Below are 18165 nucleotides of genomic sequence, written 5' to 3' on the forward strand. Positions count from 1 at the left end.
CACCATGCAATTGGATCAACTGAAATCTCTGGCTAAATTGATCGGTGATCGCAGAATACTTGATCTGTTCCATGCAGATTCAAACCGGGCCGAGGGTTTTTCCACGTCCAGCGGCGACTTGTTGTTTGATTACTCTAAAACTCAGATCAACGACGACATTCGCTCTGCACTTATTCAACTCTGTGACCAGGCCAAATTGGCGGATCGCCGGACTGCGATGTTTGCGGGCCAAAAGATCAACGAGACCGAAGGGCGTGCGGTACTGCATACGGCGTTGCGCAACCTCGATGGCGGTCCGGTCGAGGTGGATGGTCAGGACGTGATGCCAGACGTTCTGGAAACATTGCAGCGGATGCGCGTGTTTGCCGAAGAGGTGCGCGGCGGGGCGATCAAGGGGGCAGGGGGCAGCTTTACGGATGTTGTGAATATCGGCATCGGCGGCTCGGATCTTGGTCCGGTCATGGCGACACATGCCCTGGCACCGTATCACGATGGTCCAAAGTTGCATTACGTCTCGAACGTGGACGGGGCGCATATCGCCGACACGTTGCGCATGCTCGACCCGACGCGCACGCTGGTCATTGTGGCCTCGAAAACCTTCACCACCATCGAAACCATGACCAACGCGCGGACGGCGCGGGCTTGGATGGTGGATGGAGGTGGAGACCCGTCGCAGCAATTCGCTGCCGTTTCGAGCGCGGTGGATAAGACAGCTGCATTTGGCATCCCCGAAGAGCGCGTGTTCGGTTTCGCCGACTGGGTGGGCGGACGCTATTCGGTCTGGGGCCCGGTCGGATTGCCGGTGATGATCGCTGTAGGCTCAAATGCATTCGATGCTTTTCTGCGAGGTGGGCAGGCGATGGACCTGCATTTCCGCTCGGCGAAGTGGGTTGAAAACATGCCGGTCATGTTGGCGCTTGTCGGTGTCTGGCATCGGCAGGTTTTGGGTTACGCCAGCCGTGCGGTTTTGCCTTATGATCAGCGCCTTCTGCGGCTTCCAGCGTATTTCCAGCAGCTTGAAATGGAATCGAACGGCAAATCTGTCGCAATGGACGGCAGTGCGTTGGCCATGCCATCAGGTCCGGTGGTTTGGGGCGAGCCTGGCACCAATGGACAGCACGCATTCTATCAACTGATTCACCAGGGCACTGACGTGATCCCGTGCGAGTTCATGGTGGCAGCCAATGGGCATGAGCCTGAATTGGCCCATCATCATCGTCTGCTTCTGGCCAATTGCCTGGCTCAGTCCGAGGCTCTGATGCAAGGCCGATCATTGGATGAAGCCCGCGCGCGGATGGTGGATAAAGGTTTGACCGGCGAAGAGCTGGAGCGTCAGGCGCGCCACCGTGTGTTCTCGGGGGATCGCCCATCAACAACCCTGATATATCCGCAGCTTACGCCATATGTGCTGGGCCAGATCATTGCGCTGTACGAGCATCGGGTTTTTGTCGAAGGCGTGTTGCTCGGCATCAATTCATTCGATCAATGGGGCGTTGAGCTGGGCAAAGAACTGGCGACGTCTCTGGGGCCCATTGTCGATGGCGAAGTTGGCACCGAAGGCAAGGATGGTTCGACAGCCGGTCTGGTAGAGTACGCGCTACGCCATCGAGGTTGACACGGCACTCAGCCAAACTCTCTTATTGTCAGACAATTAAAATCTTGGCAGGGTTTCTGCCAATGTAGAAGGGCGCGGCCAAGCGCTGAAGATGGGAGGATTGTCCATGCTGGGACAGATGATGACGCAGCCTTTGCTGATTTCGTCGCTGATTGATCACGCCGAACGCTATCACGGACAGACCGAGATAATATCGGTCGAGACGGACGGAACCGTGACCCAGACCAACTGGGCGGGGATCGCGCAGAACGCCCGCCGTATGGCTTCGGCGCTTATGAATCTTGGGCTACAGCCGCAGGATCGAGTGGGCACACTGGCCTGGAATAACCGCCGCCATCTTGAGATCTACTATGCCGTATCCGGCGCGGGCTTCGTCTGTCACACGATCAATCCGCGTCTTTTCCCTGAGCAACTGACCTATATCATCAACCACGCGCAGGATCGGGTTCTGTTCTTTGATGCAACTTTCCTGCCGTTGGTCGCCGCGCTTCAGGAGCATCTGAACGAAGTGCAGCATTTCGTGCTGATGGGTGCACGAGATGAGGCCGCGTTGTCTCAGGTCCCTGGTCTGATCTTCTATGACGAGTTGATTGAAACCGGCGATGCGGATTACGCGTGGCCCAGTTTTGATGAGAATACCGCCTCTAGCCTTTGTTACACATCGGGCACAACAGGAAACCCCAAAGGTGTTCTGTATTCGCATCGTTCGACCTTGCTGCACAGCTTCGCGTCAAACACACGTGATGTGATCGGCTATTCCGCGATGGATGTGGTATTGCCGGTGGTGCCAATGTTCCACGTCAATGCTTGGGGTTCACCCTATGCCAGCGCCATGTCCGGCTCACGCATGGTATTGCCGGGGCCGGGTTTGCATGGGGAAGCATTGGTTAATCTGATCGACACTTATGGCGTTACATTGGCAATGGGTGTGCCAACCATCTGGCAGGGCCTTCTGGCGCATGCGGCGACATGTGGAACCAAACTGGAAAGCTTGGATCGTACCGTTATCGGCGGTGCAGCGTGCCCGCCTTCGATGATCGAAACCTTTCGCGAGACCTATGGCGTCGATACCGTCCATGCCTGGGGTATGAGTGAAATGAGCCCGCTGGGCACTACGAACTATCCTATGGCCAAGCATCTGGAAATGCCCATAGAAGCACAACACAAACTACGCGAGAGCCAAGGCCGCCCGCCCTTTGGGGTTGAACTGAAAATCGTAGATGACGATGGCAGCGACCTTCCCCATGACGGTGAAACGCAGGGTGATCTGATGGTGCGCGGCCATTGGGTGCTAGACAGCTATTTCCACATGCAAGATGAGGCCTTGTTGCAGGATGGCTGGTTCGCAACCGGCGACGTGGCAACATTGGACCCAGATGGGTTTATGACCATCCGCGACCGATCGAAGGATATTATCAAGTCAGGTGGCGAATGGATCAGTTCGGTCGAGCTGGAAAATATCGCTGTCGCGCACCCTCAACTGGCGACAGCGGCGGTTGTGGGTGTGCCACATCCGAAGTGGGATGAACGCCCGCTTTTGGTTGCTGTGAAGGCGGAAGGCCAAGAGCCGACCGAGCAGGATTTACTTTCATTCTTCGACGGTAAGATCGCCAAATGGCAGGTGCCAGACAAAGTTGTATTCGTCGACGCTCTGCCATTGAACGCAACTGGCAAAGTCCTGAAGCGGAACTTGCGTGCGGATTTTAGCGACGTGCTGATGGGGTGATTGCCAAACGGGGGAAGAATGGCTCCGGCGGTAGGGATCGAACCTACGACCAATTGATTAACAGTCAACTGCTCTACCGCTGAGCTACGCCGGAACGGTCCGCGCCGTATAACAATCAGCTTTGGCATCGTCCAGAGGATAATAGATATTTACATCCAGAGCATCGTCGAGCGTGCATTTTTGCGGTTCGCCTCACCGAACTAAGAGCCGGAATTTGATGTTCTTTCGACAATCAGAGAAAAGAAAATCTGAGTTTCTCTGGCTAGAATTTTGAATCAATTACACCAATTAACAGACTGCTACTATGAGCAAAAACGTTGCGAAGGCGCTCTTTGCAAGGCCTCACGATAGTAATCAGCGCCGCCATCTTCTGTCCGACGCTCTCGGATCACAATAGGTTCAAGAAATAGGTGCGTCAGCAGGATCAATTCCATGTTTCTGTAACAACATTTCAAGGTAACTATTGGGTTGTGGCGACCCTCTGCGCCTTGAAAGAAACTCTGTGACACGTCTCCCGTAAAAGTGTATCGAGTAGGTGTTTTCAGATAGAGTTTTTTCAACCCTGTTCGGTAGACCACTGCGCAATAAATAACGCCGATTGCGAAAGCGAACCGGATAAAGGGCCTTTATGGGATAGGCGTATTTTGCTTCGTCGGTAATATGGAGATAATGCGTAATTCCATGCGGCCCCTAAACACCCCATTGTAACTTACCCACATGCACCGGCGAACCCGTGTTCTTCAGGTTCTGCAACCGCAATCTTTCGTTGTGATTGTGCCGTTCTGGAACGTAGTACTCGTCGTTAGTCATTTCAATGAGTAGACCTAATGCTTCGCTGTCAGAATGCGGGCCCAACACGCCCCCATTAATGTGATGATCAGAATCCCAGGCAAAGAGATGCCCGATTTCCTATTCGAAGGGCTTTACGCAATAGGCATCAAGGTCTGCCCAGATCGTGCGATCATTTTGCTGAAGAAGATGATAACGGAATACATCGGAAAACAGCGTATAACTACCAATGCGACCATGTGTTATGAATCGATCTTAACTAAGCATGCTATCACCGTTAACCAATTCAACGCCTTCCGGGACGTTTTGAACATCTTTGTAGTGATAGAGTTTTACATGGTGGCCGGCATCCAGAAAGGACTTGGCGCATAGAACTTCAATATAGCTCAGCGGCCCCTCGACCCAAAGCATCCCAATTTCGTATTCGCGGCTCATATCTGGTCTGAATTCCTGCGCTTTTTTATTCCGCTATCGACTGCTGCCGAAGAGATTTCACTGCGCTGGGAGATTTTTTTATCAGTGACATCAATGTAGGCAAGCCAATCCTCTCAGCCGACCAACTGAGTGTTTTTAGTTCATTGCCGCTCGCCGCAGCGCATTTTGCCGCGTCAAAAAACCAAATGCTGCTTAACCACGCAGTCGTAAGTTTCAATTGGATTATTGGCTCCGGCGGTAGGGATCGAACCTACGACCAATTGATTAACAGTCAACTGCTCTACCGCTGAGCTACGCCGGAACTGAGGGGCGTATAACAACACGGAAATTCGCCGTCCAGAGGGGAAGCGCATTGCTGATGAAAAAATTTTGCCTCTAACTGAGCCTCCTAAATTCGGACTGTGCTGAAAGCGTCTCAACGGGTGCGACCTGGGCCTTTCCGGTCAGATCGACTAGATGCGCGAACACATTTCTTTCCGCCGCGGGCAGCAATGCACCAGGCGTGTCTACATAAATACGCTGTGCAAGCTGACGTGCAGTGGCCGGGCCTTTGATCAGTTCGTCAAGAATCTGAGATTTGCGCGAAAGACGGTGCTGAATCAGCCACTCCAGGCGATTGTTTGGTTCAGTTACAGGAGCGCCGTGGCCGGGATGAAAGACTGACCATTCTCTCGCGCGAAGGCGATGGCAGGCGGCCATGAAGTCGGTCAGATCCCCGTCGGGCGGTGAGACCAGCGAACTGGCCCATCCCATAACATGATCCGCTGTAAAGCAAACATCGCCCCAGGCGAGCGCAATATGGTTGCCGAGATGGCCGGGTGTGTGGATGACTTCAAGCGTCCAGTCGTCCGCAGAAATACATGCACCGTCTTCCAGTTCAATATCAGGGCGAAAATCCATATCGATTCCCTCACCGCCGCCCGCAAACCCATTCTGCGCCAATTCCGTCATAACCTCAGTGCGGCCTGCTTGGGGTCCTCCGAAAGCGAGAACCGGTGCGCCTGTATGGGCCGCAAGAGGGGCAGCTAGGGGTGAGTGATCAAGATGGGTGTGAGTGACGAAGATATGGCTGATCCGCTGATTGGGCTGTAATGCATCGAGAATCGCCGACAAATGTGCGTCGCTCAGCGGTCCCGGATCGATAACGGCGATATCTGTTTCACCCAGAAGGTAAGTGTTCGTACCGCGATATGTCATCGGTGAGGGATTTGGGGCAAGCACCCGTCTTAGGCCTTGAGCAAGTTCCACAGCTTGTCCAGGCACTGGGTTGAAATCATCGGGGGCTTGCATTCTGACCTCTTCCTCTTGTCCAGGCAGCCCGCTAGGTTTAGCGCATGTCGACCCAATGGCTCAAACCCTATATGCCGCGCAGCCTGTACGCGCGCGCCGCACTTATCCTGGTGCTACCGGTCATCGTTGTACTCTTGGTTGTGGCGATCGCTTTTTTGCAAAAGCATCTCGAGGAAGTGACCGCACAGATGACGCGAACGGCAGCCCGTGAGGTCACGCTTATATTGAACGTGATGGAGGGTGCAGAGACGCAGCAGCAGGCGCTGGCTGCCGCACGGCCTGATCTGTCGGCATTGAATATGACGGCTCGTTTTCTGCCGCTGTACCAAGAACCGGTGGTTGGAAAGCGTCGTTGGTATGATTTCATCGCACCACAAGTCGATGCTGAAATGCGGGTGTTGGTGCCTCAAATGCAAGACGTCGCACTGCCGAATGGACAGGAGGTGCGGCTTTATCTGAGCACGCATCTTGGCACTTTGGAATTGAAATTTGATCGACGGCGCCTGTCACCCACGGCACCGCACCAGCTTATCGTTACGATGGTGTTCTTTGCGGCGTTGATCACCACGATCTCATTTTTATACATGCGCAACCAACTGCGGCCGATTACTCGGCTCGCAGATGCGGCGCAGGCGTTCGGCCGGGGTCGCGTGGTGCCTTACTCTCCCGGCGGGGCAATCGAAGTGCGTGCGGCGGGCAACGCTTTTGTTGATATGCGCTCCCGAATCGAAAGGCAGATTGAGCAGCGCACTTTGATGTTGTCTGGCGTCAGCCACGATCTGCGCACGCCTTTGACGCGTCTGAAGCTGGGGTTGTCATTGTTGCCCGAAGATGAGGCAGCCCCGCTGTTGCAGGATGTTGATGAAATGCAATCGCTTCTGGATGCATTTCTGGACTTCTCAAGAGGGACTGCAGAAAGCACACCTGAGGCGGTCGAACCCGAGATTTGGCTGAGTCAGATTGTCGATGACGCGCAGCGCGCTGGCCAGCAGGTTGAACTGGTATCGGTCGAAGGACAGGGGACTGCCACGTTGCGCCCGTCGGCAATGCGCCGCGCGGTGGAAAATTTGATTGGAAACGCTATCCGCTATGGTTCACGGGCTGAAGTTAGTCTGTCGATGACGCCGAAATCGATCCGCGTCCGGGTCGAGGATGACGGCCCCGGTATACCCATTGAACAGCGTACTGAGGCGGTCAAACCTTTCACGCGCCTGGACCCGGCTCGGAACCAGAATCAGGGCAGCGGTGTTGGGTTGGGCCTTGCCATCGTCGCCGACATCGCCCGTGTACACGGCGGCATCCTTCGGCTGGGCAGCAGCGAAAAATTGGGCGGTTTATGCGCAGATATCGTGATAGGGCGGTGATGTGGTAGGCCCGGAGGGACTCGAACCCCCAACCAAAGCGTTATGAGCGCTCTGCTCTAACCAATTGAGCTACAGGCCCGCCGATGCGCCTTGCGTATCACGATGGCAGCCCGCGTCAAGCCTGACCGTTGCAACATCGCCCACAATCGAATAACCCGCGCGCAAAGCACTCATGAGGGATTGGCCATGACAGCGGGCAAGAACGGAATCACCTACGCCGATGCAGGTGTGGATATCGATGCGGGCAACGCTCTGGTCGATCGGATCAAGCCTGCGGCCAAGCGCACCAACCGCTCGGGCGTGGTGAGTGGGCTAGGCGGGTTTGGCGCTCTGTTTGATCTAAAGGCGGCTGGGTATGAAGACCCGATTTTGGTGGGTGCAACCGATGGTGTGGGCACCAAGCTGCGGATTGCGATTGATACCGGCGTTGTCGATGGCGTGGGCATCGATCTGGTGGCGATGTGCGTCAACGATCTGATCTGCCAAGGCGCTGAGCCGCTGTTTTTCCTGGATTATTTTGCCACCGGTAAGCTGGACACCGATACCGCAGCACGGATTATCGAAGGCATCGCCGAGGGGTGTGTCCAATCTGGCTGCGCCCTGATCGGAGGCGAAACCGCCGAGATGCCGGGTATGTATCCCGATGGCGATTTCGATCTGGCCGGGTTCTCGGTCGGTGCAATGGAGCGCGGCGCGACCCTGCCCGAGGGTGTGCAAGACAGGGATGTGCTGCTTGGGCTGGCCTCGAACGGTGTGCATTCCAACGGCTATTCTCTGGTGCGCAAACTGGTCGAGATGTCGGGGCTGGGCTGGGATGCAGAGTCGCCTTTCGGTGGCGGAACATTGGGTGAGGCTCTGCTGACCCCCACGCGGCTGTATGTGAAACCGGCGCTGCAGGCGATCCGGGCCGGGGGCATCCATGCGCTTGCTCATATTACTGGCGGCGGCCTCACCGAAAACCTGCCGCGCGTATTGCCCGACGGGCTGGGGGCCGAAATCGATCTGAGCGCTTGGGACTTGCCGCCTGTGTTCAAATGGATGGCCGAAACTGGCGGCATCGCCGAATCCGAGATGTTGAAAACCTTCAATTGCGGTATCGGCATGATCGTGGTCTGCGCGGCTGAGGATGCAGACAAACTGGAAGCACTGCTGTCCGAAGCTGGTGAAACCGTTGCCCGGATCGGATCTGTCACCGAAACACCCGGCGTCGCGTACTCAGGCAAGCTGCTGTGAGTCACAAGCGCGTCGCGATCCTGATTTCTGGTGGTGGATCAAACATGCTGTCGCTGGTCGATAGCATGATCGGGGACCATGCTGGCCGGCCTTGCTTGGTGCTGTCGAACGACCCTGAAGCCGGAGGGCTGACAAAGGCCGCAGAGCGTGGAATAAAGACTGCCTCCGTCGATCACCGACCTTTCGGTAAAGATCGCGCCGCGTTCGAAGCGGAATTGCTCAAGCCGCTGCTGGCTTCGCAGCCAGATATTGTGTGTTTGGCCGGTTTCATGCGCGTTCTAACCGGCGATTTTGTTTCTCGCTTCCAAGGACGAATGCTGAACATCCACCCTTCGCTATTGCCGAAGTACAAAGGTCTGAACACGCATGCCCGCGCCATCGAGGCGGGTGATTCCGAACATGGTTGCACCGTTCACGAAGTAACAGCCGCGCTGGATGACGGCCCGGTTCTTGGACAGGCGCGCGTGGAGGTAAGGGCAGAGGATACGCCAGAGGAACTTGCCACTCGCGTGTTGGTACAGGAACACAAACTCTATCCTGAGGTCCTGCGCCGGTATTGTATGGGCAACAAAGACCCAGTTCTGTTGCCTTGAATCTGCGCGGCGATTTACACGCGTAGGGTAATCGTCTTATGGTCGCATATCGCTCGGGACAAGCACGACACGGGCAGTCACAAGAAACAAAAGCAAGAACAGCACCGCGCATGAAAACCCTGACTACGACGCAAGAGCTGGCCGCCTTCTGCACGGCTGCTGCACAATATCCTTATGTCACTGTTGATACCGAATTTCTGCGCGAACGGACTTATTATTCAAAGCTCTGCTTGGTTCAGCTCGCGGTGCCGTCCGAGGATGAGGGCAGTGCTGTTCTAGTCGATCCCTTGGCTGAGGATTTGTCGCTTGAGCCTTTGTATGACCTGTTCCGGAACGAAAGCGTTGTCAAAGTATTCCACGCGGCTCGGCAGGATCTGGAAATTTTCTGGGTCGACGCTGGCGTCTTTCCGACACCGCTGTTCGACACTCAGGTTGCCGCGATGGTTTGTGGCTTTGGTGAGCAAGTCGGTTATGAGACACTTGTCCGGAAAATATGTAGAGAAGGCGTTGATAAGACATCGCGTTTCACCGACTGGTCGCGGCGTCCATTGACGGACGCGCAAAAAAACTATGCGCTGGCAGACGTAACCCATCTTCGGAAAATCTATGAACATCTGTCTACTGAGTTGAAAAAGAGCAAGCGGGATCACTGGGTCGGCGAAGAGCTTCGTATTCTAACACGGCCCGAGACCTATGACATTCGTCCGGAAGAAGCTTGGCGCAGGGTCAAGACCCGCACAAATTCCGCTAAATTTCTGGCTGTAGTGAAAGAGCTGGCTCAGTTCCGCGAAGCCCATGCGCAAGAGAACAATGTGCCTCGTAGCCGTGTTTTCAAGGACGATGCACTAATCGAAATGGCGTCGACTAAGCCTAAAACGCCCTCTGATCTTGGTGGATCACGTTTGCTGTTGCGAGAGGCCCGCAAAGGGGCGATCGCTGACGGTATCCTGGCGGCAGTAAAAAGAGGTGTGAACTGCCCGCAAGATCAGTTGCCAAAGGTAGACAATAGCCGTGACAAGCTGAAAGTGAATCCGGCCCTCGCCGATCTTCTGCGCGTTTTGCTGAAATCAAAGACCGAAAGCGCAGGCGTCGCCGCAAAACTGATTGCGTCCAGCGCTGATCTGGACCAGATCGCCGCTGGTGAGCGCGATGTTCCAGCCATGTCCGGCTGGCGCTTTGAGGTCTTTGGCGAGGATGCACTTAAGCTTTGCGAGGGCAAGATTGCGCTGGCAGCCAAGGGGCAAGCTGTGGATGTGGTCGCGCTTTAACGGCGACGTGATTCTAGCGCGTTCTGCTGGCCTTTGACACGGACCATGCGGATGCCTTCCAGTTCTTGAGCGCTGACGTTTACAGCTTCAGAAACCATTCTAGAGCGTTCGTTTCCCTGAACGGTTGCATAGTCCGGATAGTCCACGCGGAAAGTATATTCCAAAATGCCATTCTTGGTAAGTTCTTCGGACCTTACTCGGGCAAGCTGCGCATTATATGCGCCCTGCCGAATGGCGGTACCAGCTGCGTATATGATCGCGCCTGAAGGTGTGGGGTCGACACGCAATTCGTTGATGACCGCTATTGGAACACTATTGTCTTCAATTTCAGGCCGCGCCAACAGGCCTTTACCGTTGTTTTGACGTGGAACCAATGCATCTGCGTCGCTGGCTGAAACCTCTGATGGAGCAGGTGTGCTGCTGCCAAACCAGTTCGATGGGTTCGCCCGAGAGTTGCTCCAACTGTTACAGGCGGAAAGAACCGTGGCGGAGAGCAGAAGAACAGTCAGAGATTTGTGCATGGACCCAATACTTTGCGCAACTTTACCCGCACTGGGTTACCGCAATTTCAGCATCTTGAAAAGCCACACTGGGGCTGGACAGAAGGGGAAGCTGAGCCTAGTTCACAAATGTGATCGCGTAACGCAAGGACAGACCAGCCATGGCAACGCCAGCCTTTGAAGATATAGTCGAAGATTTCGAGTTTCTGGAAGACTGGGAAGACCGCTATCGTCATGTCATCGAGCAGGGTAAGGCGATGGAACCGCTGGATGATGCGTTCAAGGTTCCCGCGACCAAAGTGAATGGCTGTGCCAGCCAAGTCTGGCTGCATCCCAGCATCGAGAATGGACAGTTCAAATTTGACGGGGACAGCGATGCGCTGATCGTGCGGGGCCTGATTGCGGTATTACGCACGCTTTACAACGGCTTGCCGGTAGCCGATGTGCCAAAGGTCGACGCCGGAGGAGAACTTGCCAGGCTGGGGCTGCAGGAGCACTTGTCTGCGCAACGTTCAAACGGGCTACGTGCCATGATTGAACGCATTCGCGAGGTCGCGTTGGCCAGCGCCTGATCTTTATGTAGCGTTGCGTGTTGCCCAATCCGTAAGCGTCGTTTCCAAGTCACCGTATCCGGTCTGCCGACGCTCGAATTCCAGTCCCATCCGTTCGGCATATTCTTGTGCGCGACGTGTGAGATCCGGGTTGTCGGTCTGTGCTTGATAAACGAGTTTGGTGTAATTTCCGAAATACATCTCGCGCAGTTCCGGGTGTCTATCCAGACCAAGCGGTTTCCATACAAATGCGTCAAACTGCCGGGCGAGGAAATCGGTTAGGTAAAACGCAGTGGTTTCATCGTCGCCATGTGCGGCAAATGCCAGATTCCCTTCGAAAAAAGAATAGCAGTGGGGCCCTTGAATCATCTCGACGCCCAGACGTTCACATGCAGTCTGCAGCAGGCCTCCGGTTCCGCAATCGGCATATACAACATAGATTCGGTCGTATGAATCCCGGTGTTTGGCGATCGCATCCTCGACCGCTTGCGTGATTTTCTCGGGGTGTACATGCAGAATTGCGGGTAGGCAGGTCAGAGCCATATGATCCCAGCCATTCCGTTCCTTGAGATCCAGAATTTCACGAGCAAGCGCCCCGCATGCGATCAGCAGAATCGACTCGGCTGCGCGCGGAGTGGCGTAACCTTGACGGGTCAGGCTGTCATCATCTGGTATCGGCGCGTCGGTCATGTGATCTCTCTGGTTGGCAACTATATATGTCAGGCTTTGGACAAAAAAGGCCGCCCCAGAAAGGACGGCCTGTCTCACGGTATGGTCGCGTGCCTTAGCCGGCCAGTTGGTTGTGCTTGCGCGACATGAAGTCCTTGGCCATTTCCACCGCCACGGCTGCGTCACGGCAATAGCCGTCAGCACCGATCGCCTTGCCAAACTCTTCGTTCAGTGGTGCGCCGCCAACCAGAACAGTGTATTCATCACGCAGGCCCTGTTCTACCAGCGTGTCGATTACCACCTTCATGTAAGGCATAGTCGTGGTCAGTAGGGCGGACATGCCCAGAATATCGGGCTGCTCGTTCTCCAACGCTTCCAGGTAGTTTTCGACCGGGTTGTTGATGCCGATATCAACCACCTCGAATCCAGCGCCTTCCATCATCATCGCAACAAGGTTCTTGCCGATGTCATGGATGTCGCCCTTGACGGTTCCGATCACCATCTTGCCAACGCGCGGAGCGCCGGTTTCAGCCAGCAATGGCTTCAGGATTGCCATGCCGCCTTTCATGGCGTTGGCGGCCAACAGAACTTCGGGCACGAACAGGATGCCGTCGCGGAAGTCGTGGCCGACAATTGTCATGCCACCAACCAGCGCTTTGGTCAGGATGTCGTAGGGTTGCCATCCGCGCTCGAGCAGGATGTTCACACCTTCTTCGATTTCTTCCTTCAGGCCGTCATAAAGGTCATCGAACATCTGTTCGACGAGTTCGTCGTCATTCAGTTCGGACAGGACGATGTCTTCTTCATCAGACATGGGTATTTCCCTGAGCTGTGCGGGCTCGCGGCCCGTGGTGGCATTTTTTCCGTTTTGGCCATTTCGTCGCAGGACTACTGTGACGATTGCGACCTAGGTCGTTCCGAGACCGACCTATAGGCCGAATTTTGGCGTCGGGCGACCTCGAATTCTGCAAGATCATCCTGCATTTGTTTCATTTGTTCTGATTTCCTTCGCGCAGACCGATTTCAAAAACGCCTCAAGGTGGTCGGATAGGAAGCAGGTGTAATCCTTGCCATTGGGCCTAGCTTAAATTAGTACTTACAATCGGAACATAAGGTGAACAAGTGGCCGTAAGAATGAACCATCCGGGCCGGGGAGCGGCATCAAATTCAGCAGGTCGATTCGAGAAATATTTGACCGAACTGACCGAGGATGGGTGGGATTTCTCCGAAGATCTACCTCCGCTGCGGACCGAGGTTCAGGACGAAGTGGCCCGCAGTCTGATCACCTACAACAAATCACCGGATTTACCTTTTGATCGTTCGATCAATCCATATCGGGGTTGCGAGCATGGTTGCGTTTATTGTTTTGCCCGGCCAACCCATGCATATCTGGGCCTGTCGCCAGGGTTGGATTTTGAAACACGTCTGATCGCGCGCCCCAATGCCGCAGAGATATTGCGACGGGAGCTTTCTGCGCGACGCTATAAGGTGGCTACGATTGCGTTGGGCACTAACACCGATCCATATCAACCGATTGAGAAAAGCCGCGAGATAACAAGAGGCTGTCTTCAGGTGTTAAGTGATTTTCAGCATCCAATCGGCATCGTGACAAAAGGTACATTGATCGAACGTGATCTCGATATTCTAGCGCCCATGGCCCGCAACGGTCTTGTGCGGGTCGGGATTTCGCTGACCACTCTGGACGCTAATCTTTCCCGTCAGATGGAGCCACGTGCACCTTCTCCACTGCGCAGGTTGCGCACGATTCGCGTCTTGACCGAAGCAGGGATACCGGTGCGCGTTATGACCTCTCCTGTCGTGCCGGGATTAACCGATCATGAGCTTGAGAAGCTGTTGGAAGCCGGCAAGCAGGCGGGTGCAGACGCCGCAAGCTGGATCATGTTGCGGCTGCCGCGCGAAGTGTCCGAGCTGTGGCGGGAATGGCTGACCGAGCATCAGCCAGGCAGGGCCGAGAAGGTTATGGCGCGGCTAAGGGAGATGCATGGAGGAAAAGAGTATGATCCGCGTTGGGGTCATCGAATGCGGGGCGAGGGGACTTATGCCGAAATGATTGCGCAACGGTTCAGCGCCGCCGTGAAACGGCTGGGACTCGCCGTAGACCTACCGCCGCTGAATTGCGCGGATTTCGCGCCACCGCCCCAGTCTGGTGATCAGTTAAGTTTGTTCTGAATTCATGAGTCAGAAGCTGATACCGATTCCGGCCGAGAAACCGTTTACTGTATCGCTTCCATAATAGCGGACCATGAAACGGGTCGTTGATACCCAGGGCACCCAGGTATCGGATAGATCAACCTCAATCCCGCCACCGACGCGGGCGAGCCAATCCGTGCCCAGCACCAGTGCCTGATCCCCGATCAGATAGGATACCGACAGATCACCAACCCATCGAACTGGGCGCCCGAACATACTTTTACCCGTTGGAAATCGATATCGTGACCAAAGGACGGCATTCGCGGCGGTCGATTCAACCAAAAGGTCTTCGTTGTCGCCGATAGGCCAATATTCGATATGCGTATAGCGCAGGCTTGCTTCGAACTCCCGATCATTAGATAGCGATTTCTCGTACGCAACTGTCATCGAGCCACCCGCGCCACCAGCCCAGATACCACCGCTATCAAGGTAATCCCGGTCAAGGCCAAGGCGGTTGGCGATGGCTTGCGCCCCTATCGATGCATCGGATTGCGTGCGCCCGACCGAAATATGGGCCATCGGAGTCAGTTTCCAAAACTCCCCAATGTCAAACTGATAGCCGACTCCACCAGTGAGGGCGAGGCTGGTCCATTTCAGAGGTACACGATTAGTTTCTCCGGTGCCGCTGAAGGTCAGAACGGGATCATAGCGCGCGTATCCGATGTAGCCCTCGAGATAGATCGGTACGCCTTCGGCAAGACGAAATCCGCCACCCAGCTGTGCGGATTTGAAATCGTAGTCGCGATTATCCGTGTTCGATTGCAACGAAATTGCACTGGCAGAATCGTCCGGGATGCCAGCCAGCCCCAAAATCGCGAGCGAGCCAGCAGCATTTTCCTGCTGCTGCTGTTCAAAAGCTCTTTCAAGCAGGCTTTGTGCGGCGGCGGTCTGTGCAAACAGCAGCAAAAGGAACACAAGGGCGGAACGCATGATAACCGGAATCTTATTGCTGGACGCAGCAACACTAGGTTGAGTGGCGTGCCGCGAAAAGAACGAACAGGGCGCTAGTCCAAGATTGCCTCAGAACGGTTTCTTTTAGGTAACGCTAGGAACAGAAAAGACCCCGGCTAGCCGGGGCCTTCATTTCAACTTCTGTCACCGATCAGCGGTTTTCGATATCTACGTAGTCGCGACTTGTCGCGCCCAGATACAACTGACGCGGACGACCGATTTTGTTTTGTGGATCGGCAATCATTTCCTTCCACTGGCTGACCCAGCCAACCGTACGCGACAATGCAAAGATCGGAGTAAACATCGAGGTTGGGAAACCCATAGCTTCCATCACAATGCCCGAATAGAAGTCGACATTTGGGAACAGTTTCTTTTCGATGAAATATGGATCTTCCAGGGCCTGCATTTCAAGCGCCTTGGCGACCTGAAGTTTAGGGTTATCTTCGATACCCAACAGATCAAGAACCTCATCTGCAGACTGTTTCATCACAGTCGCGCGCGGATCGAAGTTTTTGTAAACGCGGTGGCCAAAGCCCATCAGGCGGAACGGATCGTCTTTGTCCTTGGCGCGTTCAATGAACTCGGGGATGCGGTCTACGCTGCCGATCTCTTCCAGCATTTCAAGGCAGGCCTGGTTTGCGCCGCCATGGGCCGGACCCCAGAGGCAAGCGATGCCCGCCGCGATACAGGCGAACGGGTTCGCACCAGACGAAGACGCCAGACGTACCGTCGATGTCGACGCGTTCTGTTCGTGGTCCGCCTGCAGCATGAAGATACGATCCATGGCGCGGGCCAGAATCGGGTTCACCTCATAATCTTCTGCAGGAACCGCGAAACACATTTGCAGGAAGTTTGACGCATAGTCCAGATCGTTGCGCGGATACACGAAGGGCTGCCCAATATGGTACTTATAAGCCCAAGCCGCGATCGTCGGCATCTTTGCAATCAGGCGATGAGACGCGATCTCGCGTTGACGCGGATCCGAAATGTCGGTCGAATCGTGATAGAAGGCAGACATGGCGCCGACCACTCCGACCATGATGGCCATCGGATGCGCATCGCGACGGAAACCGCGGTAGAAATACTGCATTTGCTCGTGCAACATCGTGTGGCGCGTGATGGTAGTCTCGAATTTCTCCAGATCTTTTGCCGATGGCAGTTCGCCATAAAGCAGCAGATAGCTGAGTTCGAGGAAGTGAGATTTCGATGCGATCTGCTCAATCGGATAACCGCGGTGCAGGAGTTCGCCCTTGTCGCCGTCAATAAAAGTGATGGTGCTGTCGCAGCTCGCCGTCGACGTGAAACCCGGATCATAAGTGAATACACCAGCTTGACCATAGAGCTTACGAATGTCGATCACGTCGGGCCCCGCAGTCGGAGAAAATACCGGCAGATCGTAGCTTTCGCCGTGGACAGTCAGTTTGGCTGTTTGTTGGCTCTCGGTCATGTATATCCCTTCCTCATTCGTACAGTTGCCGGATCGCTGTCCGTCAAAGCAGGCAACGACTGCGTGGTGTAGCGCAGTTCGTTCTTAGTGGAGCAGCATTACCCGAATGTGAAATCAGTCAGGGTTCGCTGCATCATCAAGCCGCGCCAGGGTTTCATTCCGCCCAAGCACAAGCATCATGTCAAATACCGAAGGTGTAACTGCCCGGCCTGCCAGCGCGGCCCGCAGCGGGCCGGCCAATTTGCCGAACTTAACCCCGTTCGCCTCTGCGAACGAATTCAGGGTCTCCTCCAGTTCGTTCCGAGACCAGCTAGCATTTTGCAGCTGCGGCGTCAATTCTTTCAGTATACCGTCGGATACTGACGTCAGGGCCTTAGCCGCCTTCTCGTCCGGTTGGATAGGTCTGGACGTCAGAACAAAATGGGCTTTTTCAAGGAGTTCCGGGAAAGTGCGCGCTCGATCCTTGAGGCAATACATCGCACGCGCTAGATCACTCGATTGTGTTTCGGTCAGCTGTGATTTGTTTGCCGCAGACAGATAATCCTGGATTTCCTGCTGCAACGCAGCATTCTCTCCTATGGCAATATGTTGTCCGCATAGGTTTTCCAGTTTCTTCAAATCAAACCGTGCGGGACTTTTGCCGATCCCTTCCAGATCAAACCACTCTTTGGCTTGAGCATCAGTAAAGAATTCATCGTCTCCATGGCTCCAACCAAGGCGCGCCAAATAATTGCGCATCCCCGCGGCAGGATAGCCCATGGCTTGATATTCCTGCGCACCCAATGCGCCGTGGCGTTTGCTAAGTTTTTTTCCATCCGGGCCGTGTATTAGCGGGATATGCGCCCAGACCGGGATGTCCCACCCCATCGCCTCATAGATCATCATCTGACGGGCAGCGTTGTTGAGGTGGTCGTCTCCCCGGATCACATGAGTCACGCCCATATCGTGATCATCGACCACAACCGCCAGCATGTAGACCGGCGTGCCATCCGAGCGCAGCAGGATCATATCATCAAGCTGATCGTTGCGAATGGTCACGTCGCCCTGCACCTGATCGCGGATCACGGTGGAACCCTCCTGCGGCGCTTTGATGCGGATCGCATAGGGGGCATCTGGGTGCGTGGCTGGGTCGGCATCCCTCCATGGGCTGCGAAACAGCGTCGACTTACCTTCGGCGCGCGCCTGTTCGCGGAACGTAGCGATTTCCTCTTGGGTCGAATAGCACTTGTAGGCCTTGCCCTCAGCAAGCAACTGACGCGCAACCTCGGCATGACGGGCGGCACCTTCGAATTGGCTGATAACGTCCCCGTCGTGGTCCAGCCCCAACCACTTCATACCCTGCAGGATCGCGGCCGTTGCTTCCGGAGTCGAACGTTCCCGATCTGTATCTTCGATCCGTAACAGGAACTTGCCCCCGCGGCCCCGCGCATAGAGCCAGTTGAACAGAGCGGTGCGCGCGCCACCGATATGCAGAAATCCGGTGGGAGAAGGGGCAAAGCGAGTGACGACCTGATCGGACATTG

General features: G+C 55.2%; 16 protein-coding genes and 3 tRNA genes. 8 read left to right on the forward strand and 11 right to left on the reverse strand.

Annotation, left to right across the window (positions count from 1 at the left end):
- The first annotated feature begins 4 nt into the window (after window positions 1-4).
- Together pgi and ACR3EJ_RS12215 are read left to right on the forward strand one after the other, a co-directional pair.
- Window positions 5-1615: a glucose-6-phosphate isomerase gene (pgi, locus tag ACR3EJ_RS12210; protein ID WP_170539980.1), complete on the forward strand. Its 1611-nt coding sequence runs from the start codon at window positions 5-7 to the stop codon at window positions 1613-1615.
- A 106-nt stretch (window positions 1616-1721) separates the two neighbouring features.
- Window positions 1722-3341 carry a long-chain-fatty-acid--CoA ligase gene (locus tag ACR3EJ_RS12215; protein ID WP_170539977.1) on the forward strand — a complete coding sequence of 540 codons (1620 nt, stop codon included), beginning with the start codon at window positions 1722-1724 and terminating at the stop codon, window positions 3339-3341.
- A 19-nt stretch (window positions 3342-3360) separates the two neighbouring features.
- Here ACR3EJ_RS12215 and ACR3EJ_RS12220 read toward each other — a convergent pair.
- The 4 genes from ACR3EJ_RS12220 to ACR3EJ_RS12235 all read right to left on the reverse strand — a co-directional run bounded on the left by ACR3EJ_RS12220 (window position 3361) and on the right by ACR3EJ_RS12235 (window position 5855).
- Window positions 3361-3435 (reverse strand) — tRNA-Asn (locus tag ACR3EJ_RS12220).
- 950 nt (window positions 3436-4385) lie between these two features.
- On the reverse strand, window positions 4386-4565 hold the full coding sequence (locus tag ACR3EJ_RS12225; RefSeq protein WP_480422946.1) for a hypothetical protein: 180 nt from the start codon (window positions 4563-4565) through the stop codon (window positions 4386-4388).
- Between the two features lie 226 nt (window positions 4566-4791).
- Window positions 4792-4866 (reverse strand) — tRNA-Asn (locus ACR3EJ_RS12230).
- 74 nt (window positions 4867-4940) lie between these two features.
- The gene (locus ACR3EJ_RS12235; protein ID WP_480422947.1) at window positions 4941-5855 is read right to left on the reverse strand and encodes an MBL fold metallo-hydrolase; all 915 of its coding nucleotides are present in this window, start codon (window positions 5853-5855) and stop codon (window positions 4941-4943) included.
- A 44-nt stretch (window positions 5856-5899) separates the two neighbouring features.
- Between ACR3EJ_RS12235 and ACR3EJ_RS12240 the strand changes: the two genes are divergently transcribed.
- Window positions 5900-7219, forward strand: coding sequence for an ATP-binding protein (locus ACR3EJ_RS12240; protein WP_170539971.1), 1320 nt, complete (start codon window positions 5900-5902; stop codon window positions 7217-7219).
- A 2-nt stretch (window positions 7220-7221) separates the two neighbouring features.
- Here the strand turns inward: ACR3EJ_RS12240 and ACR3EJ_RS12245 are convergent.
- Window positions 7222-7298 (reverse strand) — tRNA-Ile (locus ACR3EJ_RS12245).
- A 107-nt stretch (window positions 7299-7405) separates the two neighbouring features.
- Here ACR3EJ_RS12245 and purM point away from each other — a divergent pair.
- The 3 genes from purM (at window position 7406) to rnd (ending at window position 10313) form a co-directional block, all read left to right on the forward strand.
- Entirely contained in the window at window positions 7406-8452 is a 1047-nt protein-coding gene (gene purM, locus ACR3EJ_RS12250) for a phosphoribosylformylglycinamidine cyclo-ligase (RefSeq protein ID WP_170539968.1), read from the forward strand.
- Complete coding sequence (gene purN, locus ACR3EJ_RS12255; RefSeq protein WP_170539965.1) at window positions 8449-9045, forward strand: phosphoribosylglycinamide formyltransferase; 597 nt, start codon at window positions 8449-8451, stop codon at window positions 9043-9045. Before purM ends, purN begins: the two co-directional genes overlap by 4 nt.
- Window positions 9046-9155: 110 nt before the next feature.
- Entirely contained in the window at window positions 9156-10313 is a 1158-nt protein-coding gene (gene rnd / locus ACR3EJ_RS12260; RefSeq protein WP_170539962.1) for a ribonuclease D, read from the forward strand.
- On the opposite strand, the gene ACR3EJ_RS12265 is transcribed toward rnd, so the two are convergent.
- The gene (locus ACR3EJ_RS12265) at window positions 10310-10834 is read right to left on the reverse strand and encodes a hypothetical protein (RefSeq protein ID WP_010440294.1); all 525 of its coding nucleotides are present in this window, start codon (window positions 10832-10834) and stop codon (window positions 10310-10312) included. The genes rnd and ACR3EJ_RS12265 overlap by 4 nt on opposite strands.
- Window positions 10835-10974: 140 nt before the next feature.
- On the opposite strand from ACR3EJ_RS12265, the gene ACR3EJ_RS12270 reads away from it, so the two are divergent.
- Window positions 10975-11385, forward strand: a complete 411-nt coding sequence (locus tag ACR3EJ_RS12270) for a SufE family protein (RefSeq protein WP_170539959.1) — start codon at window positions 10975-10977, stop codon at window positions 11383-11385.
- 3 nt (window positions 11386-11388) lie between these two features.
- Here ACR3EJ_RS12270 and ACR3EJ_RS12275 read toward each other — a convergent pair whose 3' ends face one another.
- Complete coding sequence (locus ACR3EJ_RS12275; RefSeq protein ID WP_170539955.1) at window positions 11389-12054, reverse strand: DUF1638 domain-containing protein; 666 nt, start codon at window positions 12052-12054, stop codon at window positions 11389-11391.
- Between the two features lie 94 nt (window positions 12055-12148).
- Window positions 12149-12847, reverse strand: coding sequence for a corrinoid protein (locus ACR3EJ_RS12280; protein ID WP_170392964.1), 699 nt, complete (start codon window positions 12845-12847; stop codon window positions 12149-12151).
- Between the two features lie 320 nt (window positions 12848-13167).
- Between ACR3EJ_RS12280 and ACR3EJ_RS12285 the strand changes: the two genes are divergently transcribed.
- Window positions 13168-14223 (forward strand): PA0069 family radical SAM protein, encoded by a 1056-nt coding sequence (locus ACR3EJ_RS12285; RefSeq protein ID WP_170539952.1) that lies wholly within the window; start codon window positions 13168-13170, stop codon window positions 14221-14223.
- A 9-nt stretch (window positions 14224-14232) separates the two neighbouring features.
- Here ACR3EJ_RS12285 and ACR3EJ_RS12290 read toward each other — a convergent pair whose 3' ends face one another.
- The 3 genes from ACR3EJ_RS12290 to gltX all read right to left on the reverse strand — a co-directional run bounded on the left by ACR3EJ_RS12290 (window position 14233) and on the right by gltX (window position 18163).
- Window positions 14233-15174, reverse strand: coding sequence for an autotransporter domain-containing protein (locus ACR3EJ_RS12290; RefSeq protein ID WP_170539949.1), 942 nt, complete (start codon window positions 15172-15174; stop codon window positions 14233-14235).
- 172 nt (window positions 15175-15346) lie between these two features.
- Window positions 15347-16642 carry a citrate synthase gene (gene gltA / locus ACR3EJ_RS12295; RefSeq protein ID WP_170539946.1) on the reverse strand — a complete coding sequence of 432 codons (1296 nt, stop codon included), beginning with the start codon at window positions 16640-16642 and terminating at the stop codon, window positions 15347-15349.
- Between the two features lie 114 nt (window positions 16643-16756).
- A complete protein-coding gene (gene gltX / locus ACR3EJ_RS12300) occupies window positions 16757-18163 on the reverse strand; it encodes a glutamate--tRNA ligase (protein ID WP_170539943.1) in 1407 nt (468 codons plus the stop codon).
- Window positions 18164-18165: the final 2 nt, after the last annotated feature.

The organism is Ruegeria sp. AB11 (assembly GCF_056536325.1).

What these genes read in the sequence shown, in the direction of transcription:
- rnd (WP_170539962.1), top strand. Translation starts at nt 9,156, where the DNA reads ATGAAAACCCTGACTACGACGCAAGAGCTGGCCGCCTTCTGCACGGCT.
- ACR3EJ_RS12265 (WP_010440294.1), bottom strand. Translation starts at nt 10,834, where the DNA reads ATGCACAAATCTCTGACTGTTCTTCTGCTCTCCGCCACGGTTCTTTCC.
- ACR3EJ_RS12275 (WP_170539955.1), bottom strand. Translation starts at nt 12,054, where the DNA reads ATGACCGACGCGCCGATACCAGATGATGACAGCCTGACCCGTCAAGGT.
- ACR3EJ_RS12270 (WP_170539959.1), top strand. Translation starts at nt 10,975, where the DNA reads ATGGCAACGCCAGCCTTTGAAGATATAGTCGAAGATTTCGAGTTTCTG.
- gltA (WP_170539946.1), bottom strand. Translation starts at nt 16,642, where the DNA reads ATGACCGAGAGCCAACAAACAGCCAAACTGACTGTCCACGGCGAAAGC.
- ACR3EJ_RS12240 (WP_170539971.1), top strand. Translation starts at nt 5,900, where the DNA reads ATGTCGACCCAATGGCTCAAACCCTATATGCCGCGCAGCCTGTACGCG.
- ACR3EJ_RS12280 (WP_170392964.1), bottom strand. Translation starts at nt 12,847, where the DNA reads ATGTCTGATGAAGAAGACATCGTCCTGTCCGAACTGAATGACGACGAA.
- purM (WP_170539968.1), top strand. Translation starts at nt 7,406, where the DNA reads ATGACAGCGGGCAAGAACGGAATCACCTACGCCGATGCAGGTGTGGAT.
- ACR3EJ_RS12225 (WP_480422946.1), bottom strand. Translation starts at nt 4,565, where the DNA reads ATGAGCCGCGAATACGAAATTGGGATGCTTTGGGTCGAGGGGCCGCTG.
- ACR3EJ_RS12290 (WP_170539949.1), bottom strand. Translation starts at nt 15,174, where the DNA reads ATGCGTTCCGCCCTTGTGTTCCTTTTGCTGCTGTTTGCACAGACCGCC.
- ACR3EJ_RS12215 (WP_170539977.1), top strand. Translation starts at nt 1,722, where the DNA reads ATGCTGGGACAGATGATGACGCAGCCTTTGCTGATTTCGTCGCTGATT.
- gltX (WP_170539943.1), bottom strand. Translation starts at nt 18,163, where the DNA reads ATGTCCGATCAGGTCGTCACTCGCTTTGCCCCTTCTCCCACCGGATTT.
- pgi (WP_170539980.1), top strand. Translation starts at nt 5, where the DNA reads ATGCAATTGGATCAACTGAAATCTCTGGCTAAATTGATCGGTGATCGC.
- ACR3EJ_RS12235 (WP_480422947.1), bottom strand. Translation starts at nt 5,855, where the DNA reads ATGCAAGCCCCCGATGATTTCAACCCAGTGCCTGGACAAGCTGTGGAA.
- ACR3EJ_RS12285 (WP_170539952.1), top strand. Translation starts at nt 13,168, where the DNA reads ATGAACCATCCGGGCCGGGGAGCGGCATCAAATTCAGCAGGTCGATTC.